The sequence below is a fragment of the Nisaea sp. genome, assembly GCF_040217065.1.
Taxonomy (GTDB): Bacteria; Pseudomonadota; Alphaproteobacteria; order Thalassobaculales; family Thalassobaculaceae; genus Nisaea.
In genome coordinates, this window is sequence record NZ_JAVJNX010000009.1 from 572,888 (window position 1) to 590,979 (window position 18,092).

General features: G+C 59.3%; 19 protein-coding genes. 14 read left to right on the forward strand and 5 right to left on the reverse strand.

The window, feature by feature from the left end:
• The 11 genes from RH950_RS15035 to RH950_RS15085 all read left to right on the forward strand — a co-directional run bounded on the left by RH950_RS15035 (position 1) and on the right by RH950_RS15085 (position 10,424).
• The gene (locus RH950_RS15035) at positions 1-843 is read left to right on the forward strand and encodes an ABC transporter ATP-binding protein (RefSeq protein WP_502889785.1); all 843 of its coding nucleotides are present in this window, start codon (positions 1-3) and stop codon (positions 841-843) included.
• Positions 844-868: 25 nt separating this feature from the next.
• On the forward strand, positions 869-1,825 hold the full coding sequence (locus RH950_RS15040; RefSeq protein ID WP_350058156.1) for a branched-chain amino acid ABC transporter permease: 957 nt from the start codon (positions 869-871) through the stop codon (positions 1,823-1,825).
• 4 nt (positions 1,826-1,829) lie between these two features.
• Positions 1,830-2,903, forward strand: coding sequence for a branched-chain amino acid ABC transporter permease (locus tag RH950_RS15045; protein WP_350058158.1), 1,074 nt, complete (start codon positions 1,830-1,832; stop codon positions 2,901-2,903).
• A gap of 95 nt (positions 2,904-2,998) precedes the next feature.
• Positions 2,999-4,327, forward strand: coding sequence for an ABC transporter substrate-binding protein (locus tag RH950_RS15050; RefSeq protein ID WP_350058160.1), 1,329 nt, complete (start codon positions 2,999-3,001; stop codon positions 4,325-4,327).
• A gap of 63 nt (positions 4,328-4,390) precedes the next feature.
• Entirely contained in the window at positions 4,391-5,224 is an 834-nt protein-coding gene (locus tag RH950_RS15055) for an ABC transporter ATP-binding protein (RefSeq protein ID WP_350058162.1), read from the forward strand.
• 38 nt (positions 5,225-5,262) lie between these two features.
• Positions 5,263-6,501 carry a phenylacetate--CoA ligase family protein gene (locus RH950_RS15060; RefSeq protein ID WP_350058164.1) on the forward strand — a complete coding sequence of 413 codons (1,239 nt, stop codon included), beginning with the start codon at positions 5,263-5,265 and terminating at the stop codon, positions 6,499-6,501.
• A gap of 117 nt (positions 6,502-6,618) precedes the next feature.
• Entirely contained in the window at positions 6,619-7,212 is a 594-nt protein-coding gene (locus RH950_RS15065; protein WP_350058166.1) for a hypothetical protein, read from the forward strand.
• A 40-nt stretch (positions 7,213-7,252) separates the two neighbouring features.
• Entirely contained in the window at positions 7,253-7,549 is a 297-nt protein-coding gene (locus RH950_RS15070; RefSeq protein ID WP_350058168.1) for a hypothetical protein, read from the forward strand.
• 104 nt (positions 7,550-7,653) lie between these two features.
• Positions 7,654-8,856: a mandelate racemase/muconate lactonizing enzyme family protein gene (locus RH950_RS15075; protein ID WP_350058170.1), complete on the forward strand. Its 1,203-nt coding sequence runs from the start codon at positions 7,654-7,656 to the stop codon at positions 8,854-8,856.
• Positions 8,857-8,893: 37 nt separating this feature from the next.
• Positions 8,894-9,802 (forward strand): EamA family transporter, encoded by a 909-nt coding sequence (locus tag RH950_RS15080; protein WP_350058172.1) that lies wholly within the window; start codon positions 8,894-8,896, stop codon positions 9,800-9,802.
• A 64-nt stretch (positions 9,803-9,866) separates the two neighbouring features.
• Positions 9,867-10,424 carry a glutathione peroxidase gene (locus tag RH950_RS15085; protein ID WP_502889786.1) on the forward strand — a complete coding sequence of 186 codons (558 nt, stop codon included), beginning with the start codon at positions 9,867-9,869 and terminating at the stop codon, positions 10,422-10,424.
• A 9-nt stretch (positions 10,425-10,433) separates the two neighbouring features.
• On the opposite strand, the gene RH950_RS15090 is transcribed toward RH950_RS15085, so the two are convergent.
• Positions 10,434-10,775 (reverse strand): hypothetical protein, encoded by a 342-nt coding sequence (locus RH950_RS15090; RefSeq protein WP_323795166.1) that lies wholly within the window; start codon positions 10,773-10,775, stop codon positions 10,434-10,436.
• Between the two features lie 180 nt (positions 10,776-10,955).
• On the opposite strand from RH950_RS15090, the gene RH950_RS15095 reads away from it, so the two are divergent.
• Positions 10,956-11,348 carry a hypothetical protein gene (locus RH950_RS15095; RefSeq protein ID WP_350058174.1) on the forward strand — a complete coding sequence of 131 codons (393 nt, stop codon included), beginning with the start codon at positions 10,956-10,958 and terminating at the stop codon, positions 11,346-11,348.
• Here the strand turns inward: RH950_RS15095 and RH950_RS15100 are convergent.
• From RH950_RS15100 to RH950_RS15115, 4 genes are all read right to left on the reverse strand, one after another.
• Positions 11,345-13,063: a methyl-accepting chemotaxis protein gene (locus tag RH950_RS15100; protein ID WP_323795164.1), complete on the reverse strand. Its 1,719-nt coding sequence runs from the start codon at positions 13,061-13,063 to the stop codon at positions 11,345-11,347. The genes RH950_RS15095 and RH950_RS15100 overlap by 4 nt on opposite strands.
• A gap of 229 nt (positions 13,064-13,292) precedes the next feature.
• Positions 13,293-13,970, reverse strand: a complete 678-nt coding sequence (locus tag RH950_RS15105; RefSeq protein ID WP_350058176.1) for a class I SAM-dependent DNA methyltransferase — start codon at positions 13,968-13,970, stop codon at positions 13,293-13,295.
• 116 nt (positions 13,971-14,086) lie between these two features.
• On the reverse strand, positions 14,087-14,872 hold the full coding sequence (locus RH950_RS15110) for an enoyl-CoA hydratase (RefSeq protein ID WP_350058178.1): 786 nt from the start codon (positions 14,870-14,872) through the stop codon (positions 14,087-14,089).
• Between the two features lie 32 nt (positions 14,873-14,904).
• Positions 14,905-16,095: a CaiB/BaiF CoA transferase family protein gene (locus tag RH950_RS15115; RefSeq protein WP_350058180.1), complete on the reverse strand. Its 1,191-nt coding sequence runs from the start codon at positions 16,093-16,095 to the stop codon at positions 14,905-14,907.
• 179 nt (positions 16,096-16,274) lie between these two features.
• On the opposite strand from RH950_RS15115, the gene RH950_RS15120 reads away from it, so the two are divergent.
• Both RH950_RS15120 and RH950_RS15125 read left to right on the forward strand, forming a co-directional pair.
• Complete coding sequence (locus RH950_RS15120; protein WP_350058182.1) at positions 16,275-16,994, forward strand: GntR family transcriptional regulator; 720 nt, start codon at positions 16,275-16,277, stop codon at positions 16,992-16,994.
• 96 nt (positions 16,995-17,090) lie between these two features.
• Positions 17,091-18,086, forward strand: a complete 996-nt coding sequence (locus RH950_RS15125; protein ID WP_350058184.1) for a Bug family tripartite tricarboxylate transporter substrate binding protein — start codon at positions 17,091-17,093, stop codon at positions 18,084-18,086.
• Positions 18,087-18,092: the final 6 nt, after the last annotated feature.

Genomic DNA, 18,092 nt, shown 5'->3' on the forward strand with positions numbered 1-18,092 from the left:
GTGGCTGAAGCAAAGGTAATAGAGTCCGGCGGGAGCCCCGGCGCCTCCGGAAGCGTCGATACGCGCACCATCGGCGCGCCGGTTCTGGCCGTCGAGAATATCGTCGTCAAGTTCGGCGGCGTGACCGCCATCAACGATGTCAGTTTCGACGTCCGCGAGGGCGAGATTCGCGCCATCATCGGCCCGAACGGTGCCGGCAAGTCGTCGATGCTGAATGTCCTGAACGGCTTCTACAAGCCTCAGACCGGGAAAATCCATTTCGCGGGCGAGACCTTTCCGTCAATGGATCCACACTTTGCGGCCTCACACGGCATCGCCCGGACCTTCCAGAACATCGCCCTGTTCCGCGGCATGAGCACGCTGGACAATCTGATGACCGGACGCATGCTGAAGATGAACAGGAATTTCTTCTGGCAATGCCTCTATTTCGGCCCGGCCCAGAAGGAAGAAATGGAAAACCGGGCGCATGTGGAAAAGGTGATCGACTTCCTGGAGATCCAGCCGATCCGCCGTACGCCGGTCGGCCGCCTGCCCTACGGTCTGCAAAAGCGGGTCGAGCTCGGCCGCGCGTTGGCGATGGACCCAGACATCCTCCTGCTCGACGAGCCGATGGCCGGCATGAATGTCGAGGAAAAGGAGGACATGTCCCGCTTCATTATGGACGTGAACGAGGAGTTCGGCACCACCGTGATCCTGATCGAACACGATATGGGCGTGGTCATGGACCTGTCCGACCGTGTCGTCGTGCTGGATTACGGCGTGAAGATCGCGGATGGCACGCCCGACGAGGTGCGCGCCAATCAGAATGTCATCGATGCCTATCTCGGCGTGAGCCACGACTGAAACGGCGCGCCAAGGGAGTCCGAACGTGGAACTAATTTATGCAGTGCTTGTGCAGCCCTTCGTGGACATGTACCTCGACCCGCTCATCTTCATCGAAACCGTAATCAAGGGCCTGATGGCCGGAGTGCTTTACTCCCTCGTCGCCCTCGGCTTTGTGCTGATCTTCAAGGCATCTGGCGTCTTTAACTTTGCCCAGGGCGTGATGGCCTTGTTTGCCGCGCTGACCCTCACAGGCATCATGGAATATCTGCCGGACGGCCTGCCCAAATGGCTCAGCGTTATCGTCGCCTTAGGGGCCACGGTTGTGATCATGATCCTTCTCGCCGTGATAATCGAAAGGGTCGTGCTCAGACCCTTGGTGAACCAGGAGCTGATCATCCTCTTCATGGCCACGCTGGGCCTCTCCTACGTACTGGAGGGCGCCGGCGACCTGATGTGGGGCAGTGATGTGAAGGTTCTGGATATCGGTCTGCCGACCGACATCTGGGATATCGGCGGAGTTTATGTCGAGCAACTCGATGTGACCGCGGCCGTCGCCGCCGGCTCACTCGTCGCCGTCCTCGCGATATTCTTCACCAAGACCCGGATTGGCCGTGCGCTCCGCGCCGTGGCCGACGATCACCAGGCGGCCCTCTCCGTCGGCATTTCTCTGCAGCAGATCTGGGTCATTGTCTGGTCTGTCGCCGGCATCGTCGCGCTGGTGGCCGGAATCATGTGGGGCAGCAAGTCCGGCGTGCAGTTCAGCCTGTCGCTGATCGCGCTCAAGGCCCTGCCCGTTCTCATCCTCGGCGGTTTCACCTCTATCCCCGGCGCCATTATCGGCGGTCTGATTATCGGGCTTGGGGAAAAGGTCGTCGAAGTCTTCTGGTACAGCGTCCATGGCGGTGCCGTGGAAAACTGGTTCGCCTTCATGCTCGCTCTGGCCTTCCTGATGTTCAGGCCACAGGGACTGTTCGGCGACAAGATCATCGAGAGGGTTTAAGTCCATGCTGTACCGTGAAACCGGCCAGTTCAAACGGAACTATGCGGCCGATCAGCAGCTCTTTCCGATCTTTCAGGACAAGATCCTGCTGGCAGCCATTCTGGTGGTGGCATTGGCCGTCATCCCCTTTGTCATCAACGACTACTGGTCGAAGGCAATCCTGCTGCCCTTCATGGTCTATGCGCTGGTCGCGCTCGGCCTGAACATCCTCGTCGGCTATTGCGGCCAGATCTCTCTGGGCACTGGCGGCTTCATGGCGGTCGGCGCCTACAGCTCCTACAAGCTCTGCACGGCCTTTCCGGAGCTGAACCTGATCTTCGTGATCATTTTCTCCGGTGGCTGCACCGCGGCGGTTGGGGTGCTGTTCGGCCTGCCCAGCCTCAGGATCAAGGGATTCTATCTCGCCGTGGCAACGCTGGCGGCCCAGTTCTTCCTGATCTGGATGTTCAACAAAGTGCCATGGTTCTACAATTACGAAATGAGCCAGATCACCGCGCCTCCGCGCGAGGTGTTCGGGTTCCTCGTCTCCGGACCGCAGGCCGAGCCCGCCGCACAGTATCTGTTCGTGCTCGGTTTCATCATCGTCTTTACCTGGATTGCCCTGAATCTGGTCCGCGGTCGCATCGGGCGCGGCTGGATGTCGATCCGGGACATGGATATCGCGGCCGAGTTGCTGGGCATCCGGCCACTGCAGACAAAGCTGCTCGCCTTTGCGGTCTCGTCTTTCTATATCGGCATGGGCGGCGCAATCATCTTCCATATCTGGCTCGGCACTGTCGAAGCCACGGAAGCCTTTGACATCCTGCAATCCTTCTTCGTGCTGTTCGCCATCATCATCGGTGGTCTCGGCAGCGTGCTAGGATCGTTCCTCGGTGCCGCATTCATGGCGCTGATGCCGGTCGGGCTGAAGGTTGTTCTGGTCGACTGGATCGGGATGGTTCCAGTGACAGCGAAACATATCGAGTTCATGCTCGTCGGCTCGCTGATCATCTTCTTCCTCATCAAGGAGCCGCACGGTCTGGCACGCATGTGGCAGATCACAAAGGAGAAGCTCCGACTTTGGCCCTTCCCCTATTGACCCGCCGCTTCGGGCAGGGGAACTGGCTCCGCGTGGCACTTCACGCACTAACCTAAACGGACCGCGAAACGTGCGGCCATATAAGGGAGGCGACTATGAGACTAACGAAGGCAAGCATTGCCATCGCGGCGGCCGGCGTTATCGCCGGCGCGGCATGGGCAGAAACTGCCCGGGCGGACTACGACGCATATACCGTTCCGAACCTGGTCTACCGGACGGGCGCCTATGCCCCGAACGGCATTCCGCTGGCGAACGGTTTCATCGACTATTTCAACATGCTCAACGAGCGTGATGGCGGCATCGAAGGCATCAAGGTCGATGTCGTCGAGTGCGAGACCGGCTACAACACCAAGGTCTCCGTCGAGTGCTACGAGAACTTGAAAAACGAAGGCCAGTCAGGTGCCCTCGTCTTCAACCCGCACTCCACCGGAGTGACATACGCGCTGATCCCGAAGGCCAGCGAAGACAAAATTCCGATTCTCTCCATGGGATACGGCCGGACCTCCGCCGCTGACGGCACCGTCTTCCCGTACATCTTCAACTTCCCGGCCACCTACTGGTCCCAGGCCAGCGCCTTCGTCAAATATGTCGGCGAAAAGGAAGGTGGCATGGAGAACCTGAAGGGCAAAAAGATCGCCCTCGTCTTCCATAATTCCGCTTACGGTAAAGAGCCGATCAAGACGCTGGAAACCCTTGGTGCGAAATACGGCTTCGAGCTGATGCTTCTGCCGGTCGACCATCCGGGTCAGGAACAGAAAGCCACATGGCTGCAGGTTCGCCGCGGCAAGCCCGACTGGATCTTCATGTGGGGCTGGGGCGTGATGAACCAGGTTGCCATCAAGGAAGCCGCTGCCATTCGTTTCCCGATGGACAAGTTCATCGGCGTCTGGTGGTCCGGTTCAGAGAATGACGTCGCACCGGCAGGGCCGGCTGCCAACGGCTATCTCGCAGGCACCATGCACGCTCCGGGCGCTGACTTCGAAGCTTTGAACGAGATCAAGGCGCACGTTTACGCCAAGGGCAACGGCGCGGGCGAAGAAGGTCGTGTAGGCGAAGTTCTCTATAACCGTGGCATGCTCGAAGCCATTTTCACGGCTGAAGCGATGCGGAATGCCATCAAGATCCATGGCACGAAGGACATTCGCGGTGAGCATGTGCGTGACGGTTTCGAGGCAATCGACCTCAAGGAAGCCGATTTCGACAGGCTCGGCCTGAAGAACTTCATGAAGCCGATCAAGATCACCTGCGAAGACCACGAAGGTGGTGGGCCGATCGCGATCCAGCAGTGGGATGCTGCTGCCGGCAAGTGGAACATCGTCTCCGAGTGGATCGAGCCGATGCACGATGTCGTCCGGGCGCTCGTGAAGGAAGATGCCGCGGCTTACGCCAAGGAAAACAACATCACGCCGCGCACCTGCAGCTGATGACCTGATACGGATGCGGCGCCGACACCCGGCGCCGCATCCAACCATCCGGAGGAACAGGAAGTGACAGCGGTCGAACAGGAAACCGGGGCGGATCAGCCGATACTCCGCGTCAACAATATCGAGGTCATCTACGACCACGTCATTCTGGTCTTGAAGGGCGTTTCCCTTGAAGTCCCGCGCGGCGGCATCGTCGCCCTGCTCGGCGGCAACGGCGCCGGCAAGACAACAACGCTGAAGGCCATTTCGAACCTGCTGAAGTCAGAACGAGGCGAGGTTACGAAAGGCTCCATCGAATTCGAAGGCCAGCCGATCCAGTCGATGAACCCGCACCATCTGGTCGAGCGGGGCGTCATCCAGGTGATGGAAGGCCGGCACTGCTTCGAGCATTTGACCGTCGAGGAAAACCTGATGACCGGCGCGTTCACCCGCGGCAGCGATCGGGCCGGCATCGCCCGGGACCTGGAGATGGTCTATAATTATTTCCCGCGCCTGCGTGACAGGCGCACCAGCCAGGCCGGATACACATCCGGCGGCGAGCAGCAGATGGTCGCCATCGGACGCGCGCTGATGAGCCGGCCGAAGACCATCCTGCTGGACGAACCCTCAATGGGCCTCGCCCCGCAGCTGGTCGAGCAGATCTTCGAGATCGTGAAGAAGATCAACGAGCAGGAAGGCGTCTCCATCCTGCTGGCCGAGCAGAACACCAACGTCGCGCTGCGCTACGCCAAGTACGGTTACATTCTGGAGAGCGGCCGGGTCGTCATGGAAGGCGATGCGGAAAGCCTGCGCTCGAACGAGGATGTGAAGGAATTCTATCTCGGCATCAGCACCGGCGGCCGGAAGAGCTTCCGCGACGTGAAGCATTACCGCCGTCGCAAGCGCTGGCTCGGCTGATCCATCCCACGCATTCACGAATTGGGGACCGTACCGAAATGAGCGGCGACTTTTACGACACGCTGGAAACCCGCAGTACAGACGAACGCGAGGCCGCCCAGATGGAGGCCTTGTCCGCTCAGGTCGCCCTGGCCAAAGACAAGACCGCCTATTTCGGCAGGCTGCTGGCGGATGTCGATCCGGGCGCGATCACCAGCCGCACGGCCCTCGCTGCCCTGCCCGTCACCCGCAAGGGTGACTTGCTTGACCTGCAGAAAAGCACGCCTCCGTTCGGCGGCATGACGACTGTCGCACCGAACGGCCTTGCCCGGCTCTATATGTCGCCCGGACCGATCTACGATGCGGAGGGCCCCGAGTCCGATCCCTGGAGGTTCGCGCGCACACTTTACGCCGCCGGGTTCCGCAAGGGCGAGATCCTGCACAACTGTTTCTCCTATCACCTGACCCCGGCCGGCATGATGGTAGACAGCGCGGCCCGCGCCATCGGTTGCGCCGTCTTTCCAGGCGGCGTTGGCAACACCGATATGCAGGTCCAGGCGGCAGCCGACCTCAAGCCAGCAGGCTATGGCGGCACTCCCAGCTTCCTGAAGATCATCCTGGAAAAAGCGCGCGGCCTTGGCGCCGATATCTCCAGCATGAGAAAGGGGCTTGTCGGCGGCGAAGCCCTGCCCCCGAGCCTGCGCAAGGAACTCTCCGCGCTCGGCTGTGATGTGCTGCAATGCTACGGCACAGCCGACCTCGGGCTCGTCGCCTACGAGAGCCCGGCTCTGGAAGGCATGATCCTGGATGAAGGCGTGATCGTGGAGATCGTCAGACCGGGCACCGGCGATCCGGTCGCCGACGGCGAGGTTGGCGAAATCGTCGTCACCAGCCTCAACCAGTGCTATCCGCTGATCCGTTTCGGGACCGGGGACATGTCGGCGGTTCTCGCCGGAGCCAGCCCGTGCGGACGCACCAACCGGCGCATCAAGGGCTGGATGGGGCGCGCCGACCAGACCACCAAGGTCAAGGGCATGTTCGTCCATCCGGGTCAGGTCGCCGAAGTGCTGAAACGGCACCCAGAGATCGCCAAGGGCCGGCTGGTCGTAACCGGACGGACCGGCGAGGACGTCATGACCCTGCATTGCGAGACGACCGAAGGCGGCGACGGCCTGGCCGACGCGATCTCGACGAGCCTGCAGACCATCACCAAGCTGCGCGGCACGGTCACGCTGGTCCCGGAAGGCAGTCTCGCCAATGACGGCAAGGTGATCGAGGATGCCAGAAACTACGACTGAACAGGTGGCTTTACACGTTCGGCACATCCAATAGGTGAGTAACCTTTTATTTTTTCGTTGCGGTTGATCGCACTTCGAAATACACTTATTCGGTGAATTTCGAAGAAAGGAAATCGCATGCGCATTTTCCGGATCGTCCTGACCGCAATATTTCTGGTCGGCCTCACAGCCTGCGCGACACCGCCGCAGGTCAAGGAACTCTCCACAGCGCAGATCGCCTATTTCGACACAGCGATCAAAGCCGTCCGTGCCCAGTCAGAAGCGCTGATCCTGGCCGCCGAGAGGATCAGGAATGATGCGGAAGCGCGCATCAAGGCGCGCACGGCACGCAGCAGGACGGATATCCGGGACGCACTGAGTCCGCCGCCCGGCCAGAGTCCGCCAGACCCGACGACCGTGGATGACCTGCTCAAGGGGCTGGAAAGCGCCAAAGAGAGCGAACAGCAGAACATCGCCAAGCTCGAGGCACATATCGGCGAGATCAAGGCCCGGGTCGCACAGCTGAACAGCTACATCGTCAAGATGAAGGATGTACAGGTGGCGCTGAACGCCTATATCCAGTCCGAGAAAGCTGGCGAGGGTGTCCTGACCACAGTCCTGAAGCACCCGACCGTGAATGACCTGCTCGGCACCGTCTCCGCGACACTTCCGAAAATCGCCGGCACCACGGACAGTCTACGCCGCTTGCTGGAAAACCTGCCCAGGGCTTAAGCGTCCCAACCAGGATATGGCGCATGTCAGGAGACACCATATGAATGTAGAAGAGCTTGAAAGGAAGATCGGCGAGCTGATGGACGCGGCTTCCAGTCTCACCGGGCCCGAGCGCGTCCTGAAACGGATCGAGATCCGAAATCTGGAAAACGATATCGACGGACTCGCAAATGCGGACATTCTCGACCGACTCAACCGGATGGAGCTTCCGCACCTGGAGACAATCGACCAGAAAATTCAGGCGGCAAAGGATGCGACGGCCGCCGAAGCCCGCCGGGCAGACGCGATCGGCACGGCAATCGGAATCATCCGCACCGGACTTGGATTGGTGCTCTAGAATAACGCGCCTCTTTCCCGCCACCGACTGGCGTTCGCCCCCTCTTCGTTCCACAATCAGCCCAATGGCGGATTACCGCGGCGAATGTGGTGGGGAGAGAAGCAATGACGGCGAAAGTTACCGCAATAGAGACCATCAGGATCGAGGAATTCCCGAACCTGCTGTGGGTCCGCATCATCGCCGATGACGGATCGGACGGGCTGGGCGAGACCTTTTACGGCCCGGGCGCCGCCGAGGCGCATATCCACGACATTATCGCCCCCTACCTGCTCGGCAAGGATCCACACCGGATCGAACAGCACCAGCGCGACCTGACCGGCTATGTCGGCTTCAGCGGCGCCGGTGCGGAAATGCGTGGCCGCTCCGCCGTCGACATCGCCCTCTGGGATCTGTTCGCCAAGTCAAAGGACATGCCGCTGCATCAGGCCCTCGGCGGCGCGGTGCGGGACAGCATCCGCGTCTACAATACCTGCGCCGGCACGCGTTACGTGCAGAACCGGCCGACCCAGGGAACGGACAATTTCGGTCTGGATGCCAACCGGGGCGGCTATGAAGATCTCGATGCCTTCCTGAATCATGCGGACGAGCTCGCCGCCAGCCTGCTCGAAATGGGCATCACGGCGATGAAGATCTGGCCTTTCGACTATGCCGCCGAAGCAAGCCGCGGCCATCATATCGGTCCGCGCGATCTGGCGACCGCCATGGCGCCGTTCGAGAAGATCCGGGAGGCGCATGGCGAGCGCATGGATATCATGGCCGAATTGCATTCCATGTGGGACCGGCCGACCGCGATCAAGATCAGCCGTGCCCTGGAATCCATCGACCCGCTCTGGGTCGAGGACCCGGTCTTCATGGACAATCTCTCCAGCCTCGACGAGGTGGCCCGTGCCACTGCCTGCCCCATCGCGGTCGGCGAGACCCGCGGCGGCCGCGCCGACTACCGGCAGCTGCTCGAGATGGAATCCCTCAGCCTGATCATCACCGATATTGCCTGGGGCGGCGGCATTTCCGAGGCCCGCAAGATGGCGGCCATGGCGGATGCCTGGCATGTCCCCGTCGCCTTCCATGACTGCACCGGTCCGGTCGTCCTCGCCGCCTCGACCCACCTGGCCCTGCACACCCATAACTGCTTCATCCAGGAAATGGTGCGCGCCTTCTATTACGGCTGGTATGGTGACCTGGTTACCCAACTCCCCCCGATCGTCAACGGCCAGATCTCGGCACCCGACGGCAGCGGGCACGGGCTCAGCCTGCAGCCCGAAACGCTCAAGCGTCCGGATTGCCATATCCGCCGTTCCTCACTCTAGAAATATTAACAAGATACTGATTTATGGACATTTTTTGATGATCGAACTCTGGATTCCGATCACCATCGCGGCGGCCTTTTGCCAGAACCTGCGCTCTGCCCTGCAGAAGCATCTGACATCGAAGCTCAGCACCTCCGGAGCGACCTTCATACGCTTCTTCTATGCCATCCTGCCGGCCTGGCTCTATGTCTGGTTCCTGCATGACGGCATCGGCCTCACCATGCCAGAGCCGCAACCGGTCTTCTGGATCTATGCGGCCATCGGAGGATCGACCCAGATCGCGGCCACCGCCCTCCTCGTCTATCTGTTTGCCTTCCGGAACTTTGCCGTCGGGACGACCTACTCCAAGACCGAAACGGTCCAGGCGGCGGTCTTCGGCATCGTCATTCTGGGCGATCCCCTGACTGCCGGCGCGATGGTCGCGATCCTGATCAGCTTCTTCGGGGTCCTGGCCATTTCCGCCGCCAAGCAGGCCACAGGGATCTCCGGCATCGTCCGTTCCCTGACCAGCCGGACGGCCATGATCGGTCTCGCGTCGGGTACCTGCTTCGGCATTTCGGCGGTGTCATACCGGGCAGCCTCGCTTTCCCTTGGCGGCGAAGGGTTCCTGATACAGGCCGGCTACACCCTCGCCTGCGTCACCATCATGCAGACCGTCGCCATGGCGAGCTACATGCGGATCCGTGACCCAGGGCAGATCACGGCGGCGCTGCGGAACTGGAAGATCGCCGGCATCGTCGGGCTCAGCGGCATGGCTGCCTCGGCCTGCTGGTTCACCGCCATGACCATCCAGAATGCCGCCTATGTCCGTGCGCTCGGCCAGATTGAGCTCGTCTTCACCTTCGCGGCCTCCTATCTCTTCTTCAAGGAGAAAAGCAGTCCGCTGGAACTCGCCGGGATCGGCTTGGTGATCACCGGGATCTTCTTCCTGCTGCTGTCGACATGATCGACCGGAAAGGTCATCCGATGCGGGCCGGGCTTCGTATCAAGAAGGATTGGAGGTCACGGACATGGACATTCGCGCAGCGCGCCTTGCATGTGCAATCCTATTCGGGCTGCTCCTGATGCCCGCCGGTCAAGCCGGGGCAACGAGTGCCCACGATTTCTCCTTCGTCTCGATAGAAGGCGATCCGCTTTCCATGAAGGAGTACGCAGGAAAGACGGTGCTCGTGGTGAACACAGCTTCATTCTGCGGCTTTACGAAGCAGTATGATGGATTGCAGGCACTCTGGGAACGTTACAGGGAGCGCGGCCTTGTGGTGCTCGGCGTACCCTCCAACGATTTCGGCGCGCAGGAACCCGGAACAACGGCTGAGATCAAGGAGTTTTGTGCGGTAAACTTTGCCGTGGACTTTCCCATGACGGAAAAACAGACGGTCTCCGGAGAACAGGCGCACCCGTTTTACCGTTGGGCAGCGAAAGAACTGGGGCCACTCTCGAAGCCCCGCTGGAACTTCTACAAGATTCTGATTGGCCCGGACGGCAAGGCCATCGACTGGTTTGCATCGACGACTTCCCCCTCTGCCGCAAAGCTGATCAAGGCCGTTGAAGCTGCCCTGCCCCGTTAGAAGCCAGACCTATTTACGGACTCTGATAACTGCTCTCTCGGCGCGGCCGGACTCTGAGTTTTGCGTATCCGGGACGATGCGATGCTGGACGGTCGTTCCGTCGTCATCTCCATCATTCCCATCATCGCCATAACTCATGACCGCAGCCCCCATTGCCAGCGCACTGAAGGACGCAAAGAAGGAAAAGCACAGCAGAAACGGGCCAAGCCACGTCGGCTCGGACTTCATGCTCAGACTTGCAAGCCCGGCAACATCGAACACGAGCAGGCTGATCGCAATCGCGATACCGGCCCCGCCACCGATCACCCCGTGACCGAACAGGAACCGCAGCATGGGAGATTTGAGATGCACGACCCGGCCTCCTTCTGAAGATACACGTGAAGAGTGGCCCCTTTAACGAGCCCTTTCAATGCTTCAGGATGACGCATAGTTTCGAAGAAGGTCGTCGCGCCCCATTCCGCTAACTTGAAAGTTGGGTTATCAGAGAACGTACCGGACAAATCAGTACAGCCAACCGCCCTGGGATCAAACATGAGTGACAAGCTGAACGAGAGATACAACAGGACCGGCTGGATGCGTGACATGACGGACCAGGAGCGCCGCGCATTCGATCGCGTGGCATTCCATGTCGACGCAGAACTGGCACTTCCGGACGGAACCGTCATCAAGGGTGAGATCGTCAACGTCTCGCTGATCGGCTTTCTGTTCACATCGGAAACGCCGATTGAATTCCGCGGCGAAGCCCTACTCTCGATAGGCGATGAGGTTTCCGGCCTGAAGATCAATATCGTCGCCACCAGCCAGGTCGGCCTGCATCTCGAAACCTATCCGGGCGAGACCGACATCCGCGATCTCGCCCTGAAGCACCCATCGATAGCCCGCCTGTTCCTGCCGTATATCTATAATTACGACGGCGAGAACTAACTCGACGCAGAGCGAACCGCGTTGACGATGGAATTACGAAGACCGCTGATATCATCGGATAGAGATGAGACAACGCTCCGCAGTTCGCCAGCCTTGCTATCGACCTGGTCAGCGACGTCAGACACATCCCCGGCAAGCTTCGTCACTTCGCGCGCGCCATCCGACGCTCCCTGCACAGTGCTGGCAATCTCACCGGTCGCAACTTGCTGATCATTGACAGCCGCGGAAATATCGCCGGTCGACGAGCTAATATCGCTAACAATGGCAAGAACCGATTCAATCGCAGCAACAGCCTCATTCGTGATCGCTTGCATCTCCGAAATCTGAGAGGTGATTTCGCCAGTTGCGCTCTGTGTCTGGTTGGCCAAAGCCTTCACTTCACTGGCAACGACCGCAAAACCTTTACCTGCTTCACCAGCTCGCGCGGCTTCGATCGTCGCGTTCAGGGCAAGAAGGTTAGTCTGTTCCGCAATATCCGATATCAGACCGACAACCTCAGTCACCTTTCCGGCCGCCTCGGCCATACCGCCAATGACCTTACGTGATCGGCCCGCTTCTGTGGTGGCGCGGCCTGAAATTTCAGACGCGTTATTCACAAGACTGGAGATTCTCTGGATTGAAGCGAAGAGTTCATCAGCAGAACTGGCAACAGATTCTGAACTGTTGAGAGCCTGTTCCGCAGCGGCAGCTGACGAAGATGCCTTCATCTGCACATTCGCCGAGGAGTCAGCCATCGATTTCGCAATATCGAACAAGCGCTTGGACGTATCAGAAACGGTTGAAGCAGCTTTCTCTGCCTCCTTTTCCACAATATCGGCCATAGCGCGGACTGCAGTGTCACGTTCTTGCTTGGCTTGAATTTCGGCCTCTCTGTTGCGCTCTTCCAGCGCGCGCCGCTCAATCTCGTTTTGGCGGAACGCTTCCAGGCTTTTCGCCATTGTGCCGACCTCATCGCGGCGCGCCACGAATGGAACGTCCAGCCCAACATTACCCTCTGCGACTTCCCGCATCGCATTGCCAAGCTGATCAAACTTCGCGAGCGCAGCCACACGGATATAGAAGCTAACACCAATCACAAGAACGATAATGACGCCGCAGATACCAAGAACGGCACCACTGATGGAATTCTGCTTATCAAGAACCCCTTGGGACTGAATGACAGACTGGTCCATCCTGTCCTTCACAACCGCGAAGACCGAACCGGCGAGCGCATCCACACTCTCGGCCATGCCTTCGGCGGCACTGTCAAAACCGCCCATCATCTTGTTGCCGGACTCCGGTCCACCCTCGATATAGGCTTTCGCCATGGCCTGACCGGCATTGTAATATGGACCGAAGGCGGCGCGGACTGGCTCTACCAAAGCCAGTTGCTCCGCCAGCCCAAGAAATTGCAGGTGTCCTTCGACCGCCGCGACAGCCTTCCGAAAGGAAGCCGCATGCTCGGCCGCGACGTCAAAACCATCGTTCAGCCCGTCCAGGCCACGAGTGGCGGAAATATCGGTCAACCACTGCTGCACCTGAACGACATGGAACTTGATATTCTGTATTTCGATCGCGAGGGGATAGACGTGCTCCCGTTGCTCAACCGTCTTCTCGACCTGCAACTCGATATCCGGAACCACATCAAGGACAATGTATTCTATATAAACAGTAAGTCCGATCATGAGCGCAACGACAAGACCGAGCGCCGCAGTGACTTTTTGACTTATTTTCATATCTGGTTCCTGTTCTGAAATCGCCGTACGGTACCTCGATTTTCGAGCGTGGCAGAACTGTTAGAACAAGATAGTTGATTTTGTATTAATCATTACAGGCGAACAAATGTTCGCCTGTGTACCGACCAGATTTGGGTTTTCAGGATTGGATTTCAGCAGGTTTTTTTTACCTAACAAGCTTCCAGGGGTAAGCTATTGCATTTGGCCCCTGGACGCTGGAAAGCTCTGATCAGAGCTTTCCGTAAACGGCATAGATGGCTTTCACCTTGTCCGCAAAATCAGGGTTGCCCGGCAAGTAAGGCATGGGCTGAGAGACGTGCAACGCCTCCCAGCGGCCCTCCAACTCCAGCCGGCTCAGCATCTCGGCAATGCCGCGCGACTGCCAGAAATCATCCCTGCTGGTGAACACCGCGACACCGCCAGCACGGAGCACTCTCAGCCATTCCTTGAAGATGGCCGCTTCCTCAAGATAGGTCAGAACACCGATACAAAGGATGCCATCCACGGACACGTCATCAAGCGGGAGCGGTTTGTTGAGGTCCGCGTATTCCAGGCGGTCGTAGACATTTTTGAGTTTCGCCGTCTCGAGACTGGATTTTGACGCATCCAACCCAGTCAATGCACCACGAGCGCCAGCGGCCCTAAGTGCCGCGCCGGTCAATCCGGTCCCACATCCGCAATCGAGGATCGCCGCTTTCTCGAAACCGGGAAGATGACCTTTTAGCAGTCCGGCTGCCTGCTCCGGCGCATCGTAACCCCAGCTGGCAAGCTCCCGGTCATAGTCACTGGCCCATTCATCATAGCTTTCCGCATTGACCGCGCCGCTGCGGGACACTTTTCCATCGGTCCGTATGATTTTTTCGTGTGCCATTGCTGCTTTCTCCCTCTGTTGGAGAAAACCTAGCATCCTGAGCAGCGGGTTTAAGAATGGATTTCAGAAAGGTTTACCATCATCCACCGGCCATGAGCGTCCGGCATAAAAAATGCGGACGCAGCAAAGCCACGTCCGCATGTCTCTTGATTTTAGCGGTTCTTGAATTCGGGCTTACGCTTTTCCATGAAGGCGCGACGGCCTTCTATATAGTCTTCACTGGCGAAGCAGGCGGTGACCAGATCGTCACATTTCTGCAGATCCCGCTCGCTTTCAGGCACCACCGTCTGGTTGGCGATGAACTTCACCGAATTGACGGTCATCGGCGCGTTCTCGGCGATGGTCTTCGCATAATCGAGGCAGAACTGCTCGACCTGATCGTCCGGAACAACCCGGTTCACGAGGCCCATGATGCGGGCATCCTCGGCGTCGTAACGACCGGCGGTGAAGAAGATTTCCTTGGCAAAGCTCGGCCCGACGAGCGCGGACAGGCGGGCAATCCCCGGATAGCCGTATCCCAGACCGAGCTTGGCGGCCGGGATCGCGAACTTGGAGCCTTCACCGCAGATCCTGAGATCGCAACAGACCGCGAGCGCCACACCACCTCCGACGCAAAAGCCGCTGATCTGCGCGATGACCGGTTTCGGAAAGCCGGCGACCTTGTCATAGACCCGCTTGGTGGTTGCATTGTAGCGGGCAACCCCGTCGGCGCTGGCGCGCTCGGATTCGAACTTGGAAATATCGGCTCCGGAAACGAAGGCCTTCCCGCCCGCGCCGGACAGGATCAGGATGCGGACGCTGTCGTCGGCCGAATACCGGTCAAGCGCGGCCTCGACCGCCTCCCACATCTCCAGCGACACGGCATTGCGTTTTTCCGGCTGGTTGAAAATGATCCGGGCAATCGCGCCGTCCTGGCTGGTGAGGATCTTGTCAGTCATGGTCTGTCTCTTTCCCTTTGATAGTTCGGCGCTCAGATAACGCCGTCGCGTTTCAATGTTTCGATGTCATCCGCTGTAAAGCCGAGATCTGTCAGTACTTCCTGATTGTGTTCGCCGGCCATCGGCGGCGGGGAAGCAATGGTCGACGGGGTCCGGCTCATGATAATCGGCTGGCCGACCAGATGCGTATCGCCTCGCTCGTGTGACCTGACCGGCTGCGCAAGGCCCAAATGTGCCACCTGCGGGCTTTCGAAGACCTGCTGGATGTCATTGATTTCACCACACGGAACACCGGCGGCGTTCAACCGCTCGATCCAGTTGACCATGGTATCCTTGAGCGTCTCCGTCTCGATCTCCGCATTCAGGGCCTCCCGATTTTCGGACCGGGCGTCGCCGGTCGCGTAGTCCGGGTTTTCGTTCCATTCCGGTTTGCCCATGGCAGCGCAGAATTTCTCCCAGATGGCCTGTCCCGCAACGGCGATGTTCATGTAGCCGTCGGACGTCCTGAAGACACCGGTCGGAATGCTGGTCGGATGATTGTTCCCGGCCTGCTTCGGGACATCGCCATCAACCAGCCAGCGCGCGGCCTGGAAATCCAGCATGAAGACCTGGGCCTGCAGGAGCGAGGTCTGCACCCACTGCCCCTTCCCCGATTGCTCACGTTCAAGCAATGCCAGCAAGATTGCCTGCGAGCAGAAAATTCCCGCTGTCAGATCCGCGATCGGAATACCGACCCGCATCGGCCCTTCGCCGGGCTTTCCGGTAATGGACATCAGCCCGCCCATGCCCTGTGCAATCTGGTCGAATCCGGGGCGCTTGGCCAACGGGCCGTCCTGACCGAATCCGGAAATCGAGGCATAGACCAGACCCGGATTATCCTTGGACAAGGTCTCGTAATCGATACCCAGCCGGTTCTTCACATCCGGCCGGAAGTTTTCGACGATCACGTCGACCTCGCGGGCGAGTTTCCGGAAAACCTCGAGTCCGCGCTTGTCTTTCAGATTGAGCGTCAGGCTCCGTTTGTTGCGATGAAGGTTCTGGAAATCAGCGCCTTCGCGCGGACCGCCCAGTTGCCCGGCATTGTCCGTCGCGGGCATCTCGACCTTGATAACGTCGGCACCCCAATCGGCCAATTGCCTGACACAGGTCGGGCCCGAGCGCACCCGCGTAAGATCAAGAACCTTGTATTTATTCAGTACCGTACTGGCATGAGAAATGCCCATATCTGAACGCTTTCCTCCGGTTTCTCAACAGCTTGGGACCCTGCTTGCAGGGCACCGCGAAGAATGTTGCAGCGAATCTGGCAGCGCGCAGACAGTATGTAATTTGTTGATTGTTGACAATCTGCATTTCGACTATCTACTGTCTGCAGAACGAGGAAACGCTCATAAAAAAGATGGCAATGCAGAATAAACCCTTCCACGCTCGCGAATACGCGACTCTCACAACTCACGTCGAACGTGAGATCGAGAGGCGCGTTCTGACCGGCGAAATCGCTGCCGGTGCGCGGATTGGGGAAGCACTCATCGCTGAAGAGCTCGGCGTCAGCCGCGGTCCCGTCAGGGAAGCCCTGCGGAGCCTGGCGCAATCGGGGCTGGTGGAAATACTGCCGAACAAGGGCGCCATAGCGCGCACGATCGGTCTCGACGAGGTCAAGAATCTCTACGCCCTGCGCGGCGCGCTTTTCGCCCTGGCCTGTCAGGAAGTCGCCCGCCGACACGACAGTGAAACCGTTACGCTGTTGCGCGAAAACATGAGCGCGATGCGGGCGGCACTCGCATGCGACGACAAGGAGGCTTACTACCGCCTCAATGTCGACTTCCACTTCGCAATTATCGGTCATTCGCGCAACCAGCGGGCAATCGAAGTCTACCACAGCGTCGTCAAGGAAATGCACCTGTTCCGCCGGCGCGGTTTGTCCAACGTGCCGAACATCGCGGAGTCGGTGAAAGAGCACGAGACCATTCTGGACGGCATATTTAGCGGGGATCCCGATGCGGCCCGCGAAGCCGGGCGCGTTCATATCGAACAGGGGTGCAAGCGCTTCCTTGGCACTCTGACAGAAGACCCGTCCGGGCTCTCCAAGGCGGACCCTCAAAAGACTTACATAGACGGACTTTAAACCAGCCGACCCAACAATCACCGGTGCATAAACGGGAGTCCCGCAACAGGGCAATATCCGATGCACCTTTCTACGAGTAGGACAGTGGAGGAAATTATGTCCAATTCAGCTTTCTTTAATCGCCGTGACTTTCTGAAGTCCGCCGCACTGGCAAGCGCCGCCGGCGCATCCGCCGCCACTTTCGGCAATGGGGCTTTCGCCGCCGATTTTCCGGCAGAAACCCTGAACGTCGTGACCCATGCGGGTCCGGGCGGCGGCACGGACATCACCACACGGATGATGATGCTGCGGGCCCGCAGGGAGTTCAAACAGGATCTCGTGGTCGTGAACAAGCGTGGCGGCAGTGGATCGGCCGCGCTGATGTACACCAACTCACGCCCGCGTGACGGCTACACCTTCATGACCATCACCCAGTCGCACATCTTCCAGATCATTCAGAAGAAGGTGCCGCTGAAGATCGAGGAAATGGTCGGTCTCGCCCGTGCGACCGACGATCCGCAGATCGTCACCGTGAGCGCGAACAGCAAGATCAAGACCCTCGACGATCTGATCGCCGCATCCAGCGCCAAGGAAGGCGGCCTGAAATGGGGCACCACCTTCGCCGGCGGCGCCGATCATGTCGGCATCCACAACTTCGCCAAGGCCTGCGGCAAGATGCCGTACACGATCGTTCCGTTCAAAGGCGGCGGGGACATCGTCACCAACCTGGTCTCCGGCAACATCGACGTGGCCCTGCTGAACTATGCAGAGGGTGAATCCCAGTACAGCGCAGGCGATTTCCGCGCTGTTGTCAGCCTCTCGGAGGAGCCGATCGATGCCCTCGGCGGCGTCAAGACCGCCCGCGATGCCGGTGTCGACGCAGTCGCTTCCACGGTGCGTGGTTTCGCCTGCCTTTCCGGCGTGCCGCAGGACCGCATCGATATACTCAGCAATGGCCTCGTCAAAGCCATGAATCACAGCGTCTACCAGGGCTATCTGGCTTCCGGCGGCATGCCGAAATCCAGTGTGATCGGCGCCGAGAAATGGACTGCGCATATCCGCCGGATCTATGACGAGAGCACAACCGCTCTGACCGAACTCGGAATGCTCTGAGGATAA

What these genes read in the sequence shown, in the direction of transcription:
- RH950_RS15095 (WP_350058174.1), top strand. Translation starts at nt 10,956, where the DNA reads ATGAGTGACAAGCTGAACGAGAGATACAACAGGACCGGCTGGATGCGT.
- RH950_RS15060 (WP_350058164.1), top strand. Translation starts at nt 5,263, where the DNA reads ATGAGCGGCGACTTTTACGACACGCTGGAAACCCGCAGTACAGACGAA.
- RH950_RS15065 (WP_350058166.1), top strand. Translation starts at nt 6,619, where the DNA reads ATGCGCATTTTCCGGATCGTCCTGACCGCAATATTTCTGGTCGGCCTC.
- RH950_RS15110 (WP_350058178.1), bottom strand. Translation starts at nt 14,872, where the DNA reads ATGACTGACAAGATCCTCACCAGCCAGGACGGCGCGATTGCCCGGATC.
- RH950_RS15105 (WP_350058176.1), bottom strand. Translation starts at nt 13,970, where the DNA reads ATGCTAGGTTTTCTCCAACAGAGGGAGAAAGCAGCAATGGCACACGAA.
- RH950_RS15080 (WP_350058172.1), top strand. Translation starts at nt 8,894, where the DNA reads ATGATCGAACTCTGGATTCCGATCACCATCGCGGCGGCCTTTTGCCAG.
- RH950_RS15045 (WP_350058158.1), top strand. Translation starts at nt 1,830, where the DNA reads ATGCTGTACCGTGAAACCGGCCAGTTCAAACGGAACTATGCGGCCGAT.
- RH950_RS15070 (WP_350058168.1), top strand. Translation starts at nt 7,253, where the DNA reads ATGAATGTAGAAGAGCTTGAAAGGAAGATCGGCGAGCTGATGGACGCG.
- RH950_RS15120 (WP_350058182.1), top strand. Translation starts at nt 16,275, where the DNA reads ATGCAGAATAAACCCTTCCACGCTCGCGAATACGCGACTCTCACAACT.
- RH950_RS15115 (WP_350058180.1), bottom strand. Translation starts at nt 16,095, where the DNA reads ATGGGCATTTCTCATGCCAGTACGGTACTGAATAAATACAAGGTTCTT.
- RH950_RS15085 (WP_502889786.1), top strand. Translation starts at nt 9,867, where the DNA reads ATGGACATTCGCGCAGCGCGCCTTGCATGTGCAATCCTATTCGGGCTG.
- RH950_RS15100 (WP_323795164.1), bottom strand. Translation starts at nt 13,063, where the DNA reads ATGAAAATAAGTCAAAAAGTCACTGCGGCGCTCGGTCTTGTCGTTGCG.
- RH950_RS15075 (WP_350058170.1), top strand. Translation starts at nt 7,654, where the DNA reads ATGACGGCGAAAGTTACCGCAATAGAGACCATCAGGATCGAGGAATTC.
- RH950_RS15125 (WP_350058184.1), top strand. Translation starts at nt 17,091, where the DNA reads ATGTCCAATTCAGCTTTCTTTAATCGCCGTGACTTTCTGAAGTCCGCC.
- RH950_RS15050 (WP_350058160.1), top strand. Translation starts at nt 2,999, where the DNA reads ATGAGACTAACGAAGGCAAGCATTGCCATCGCGGCGGCCGGCGTTATC.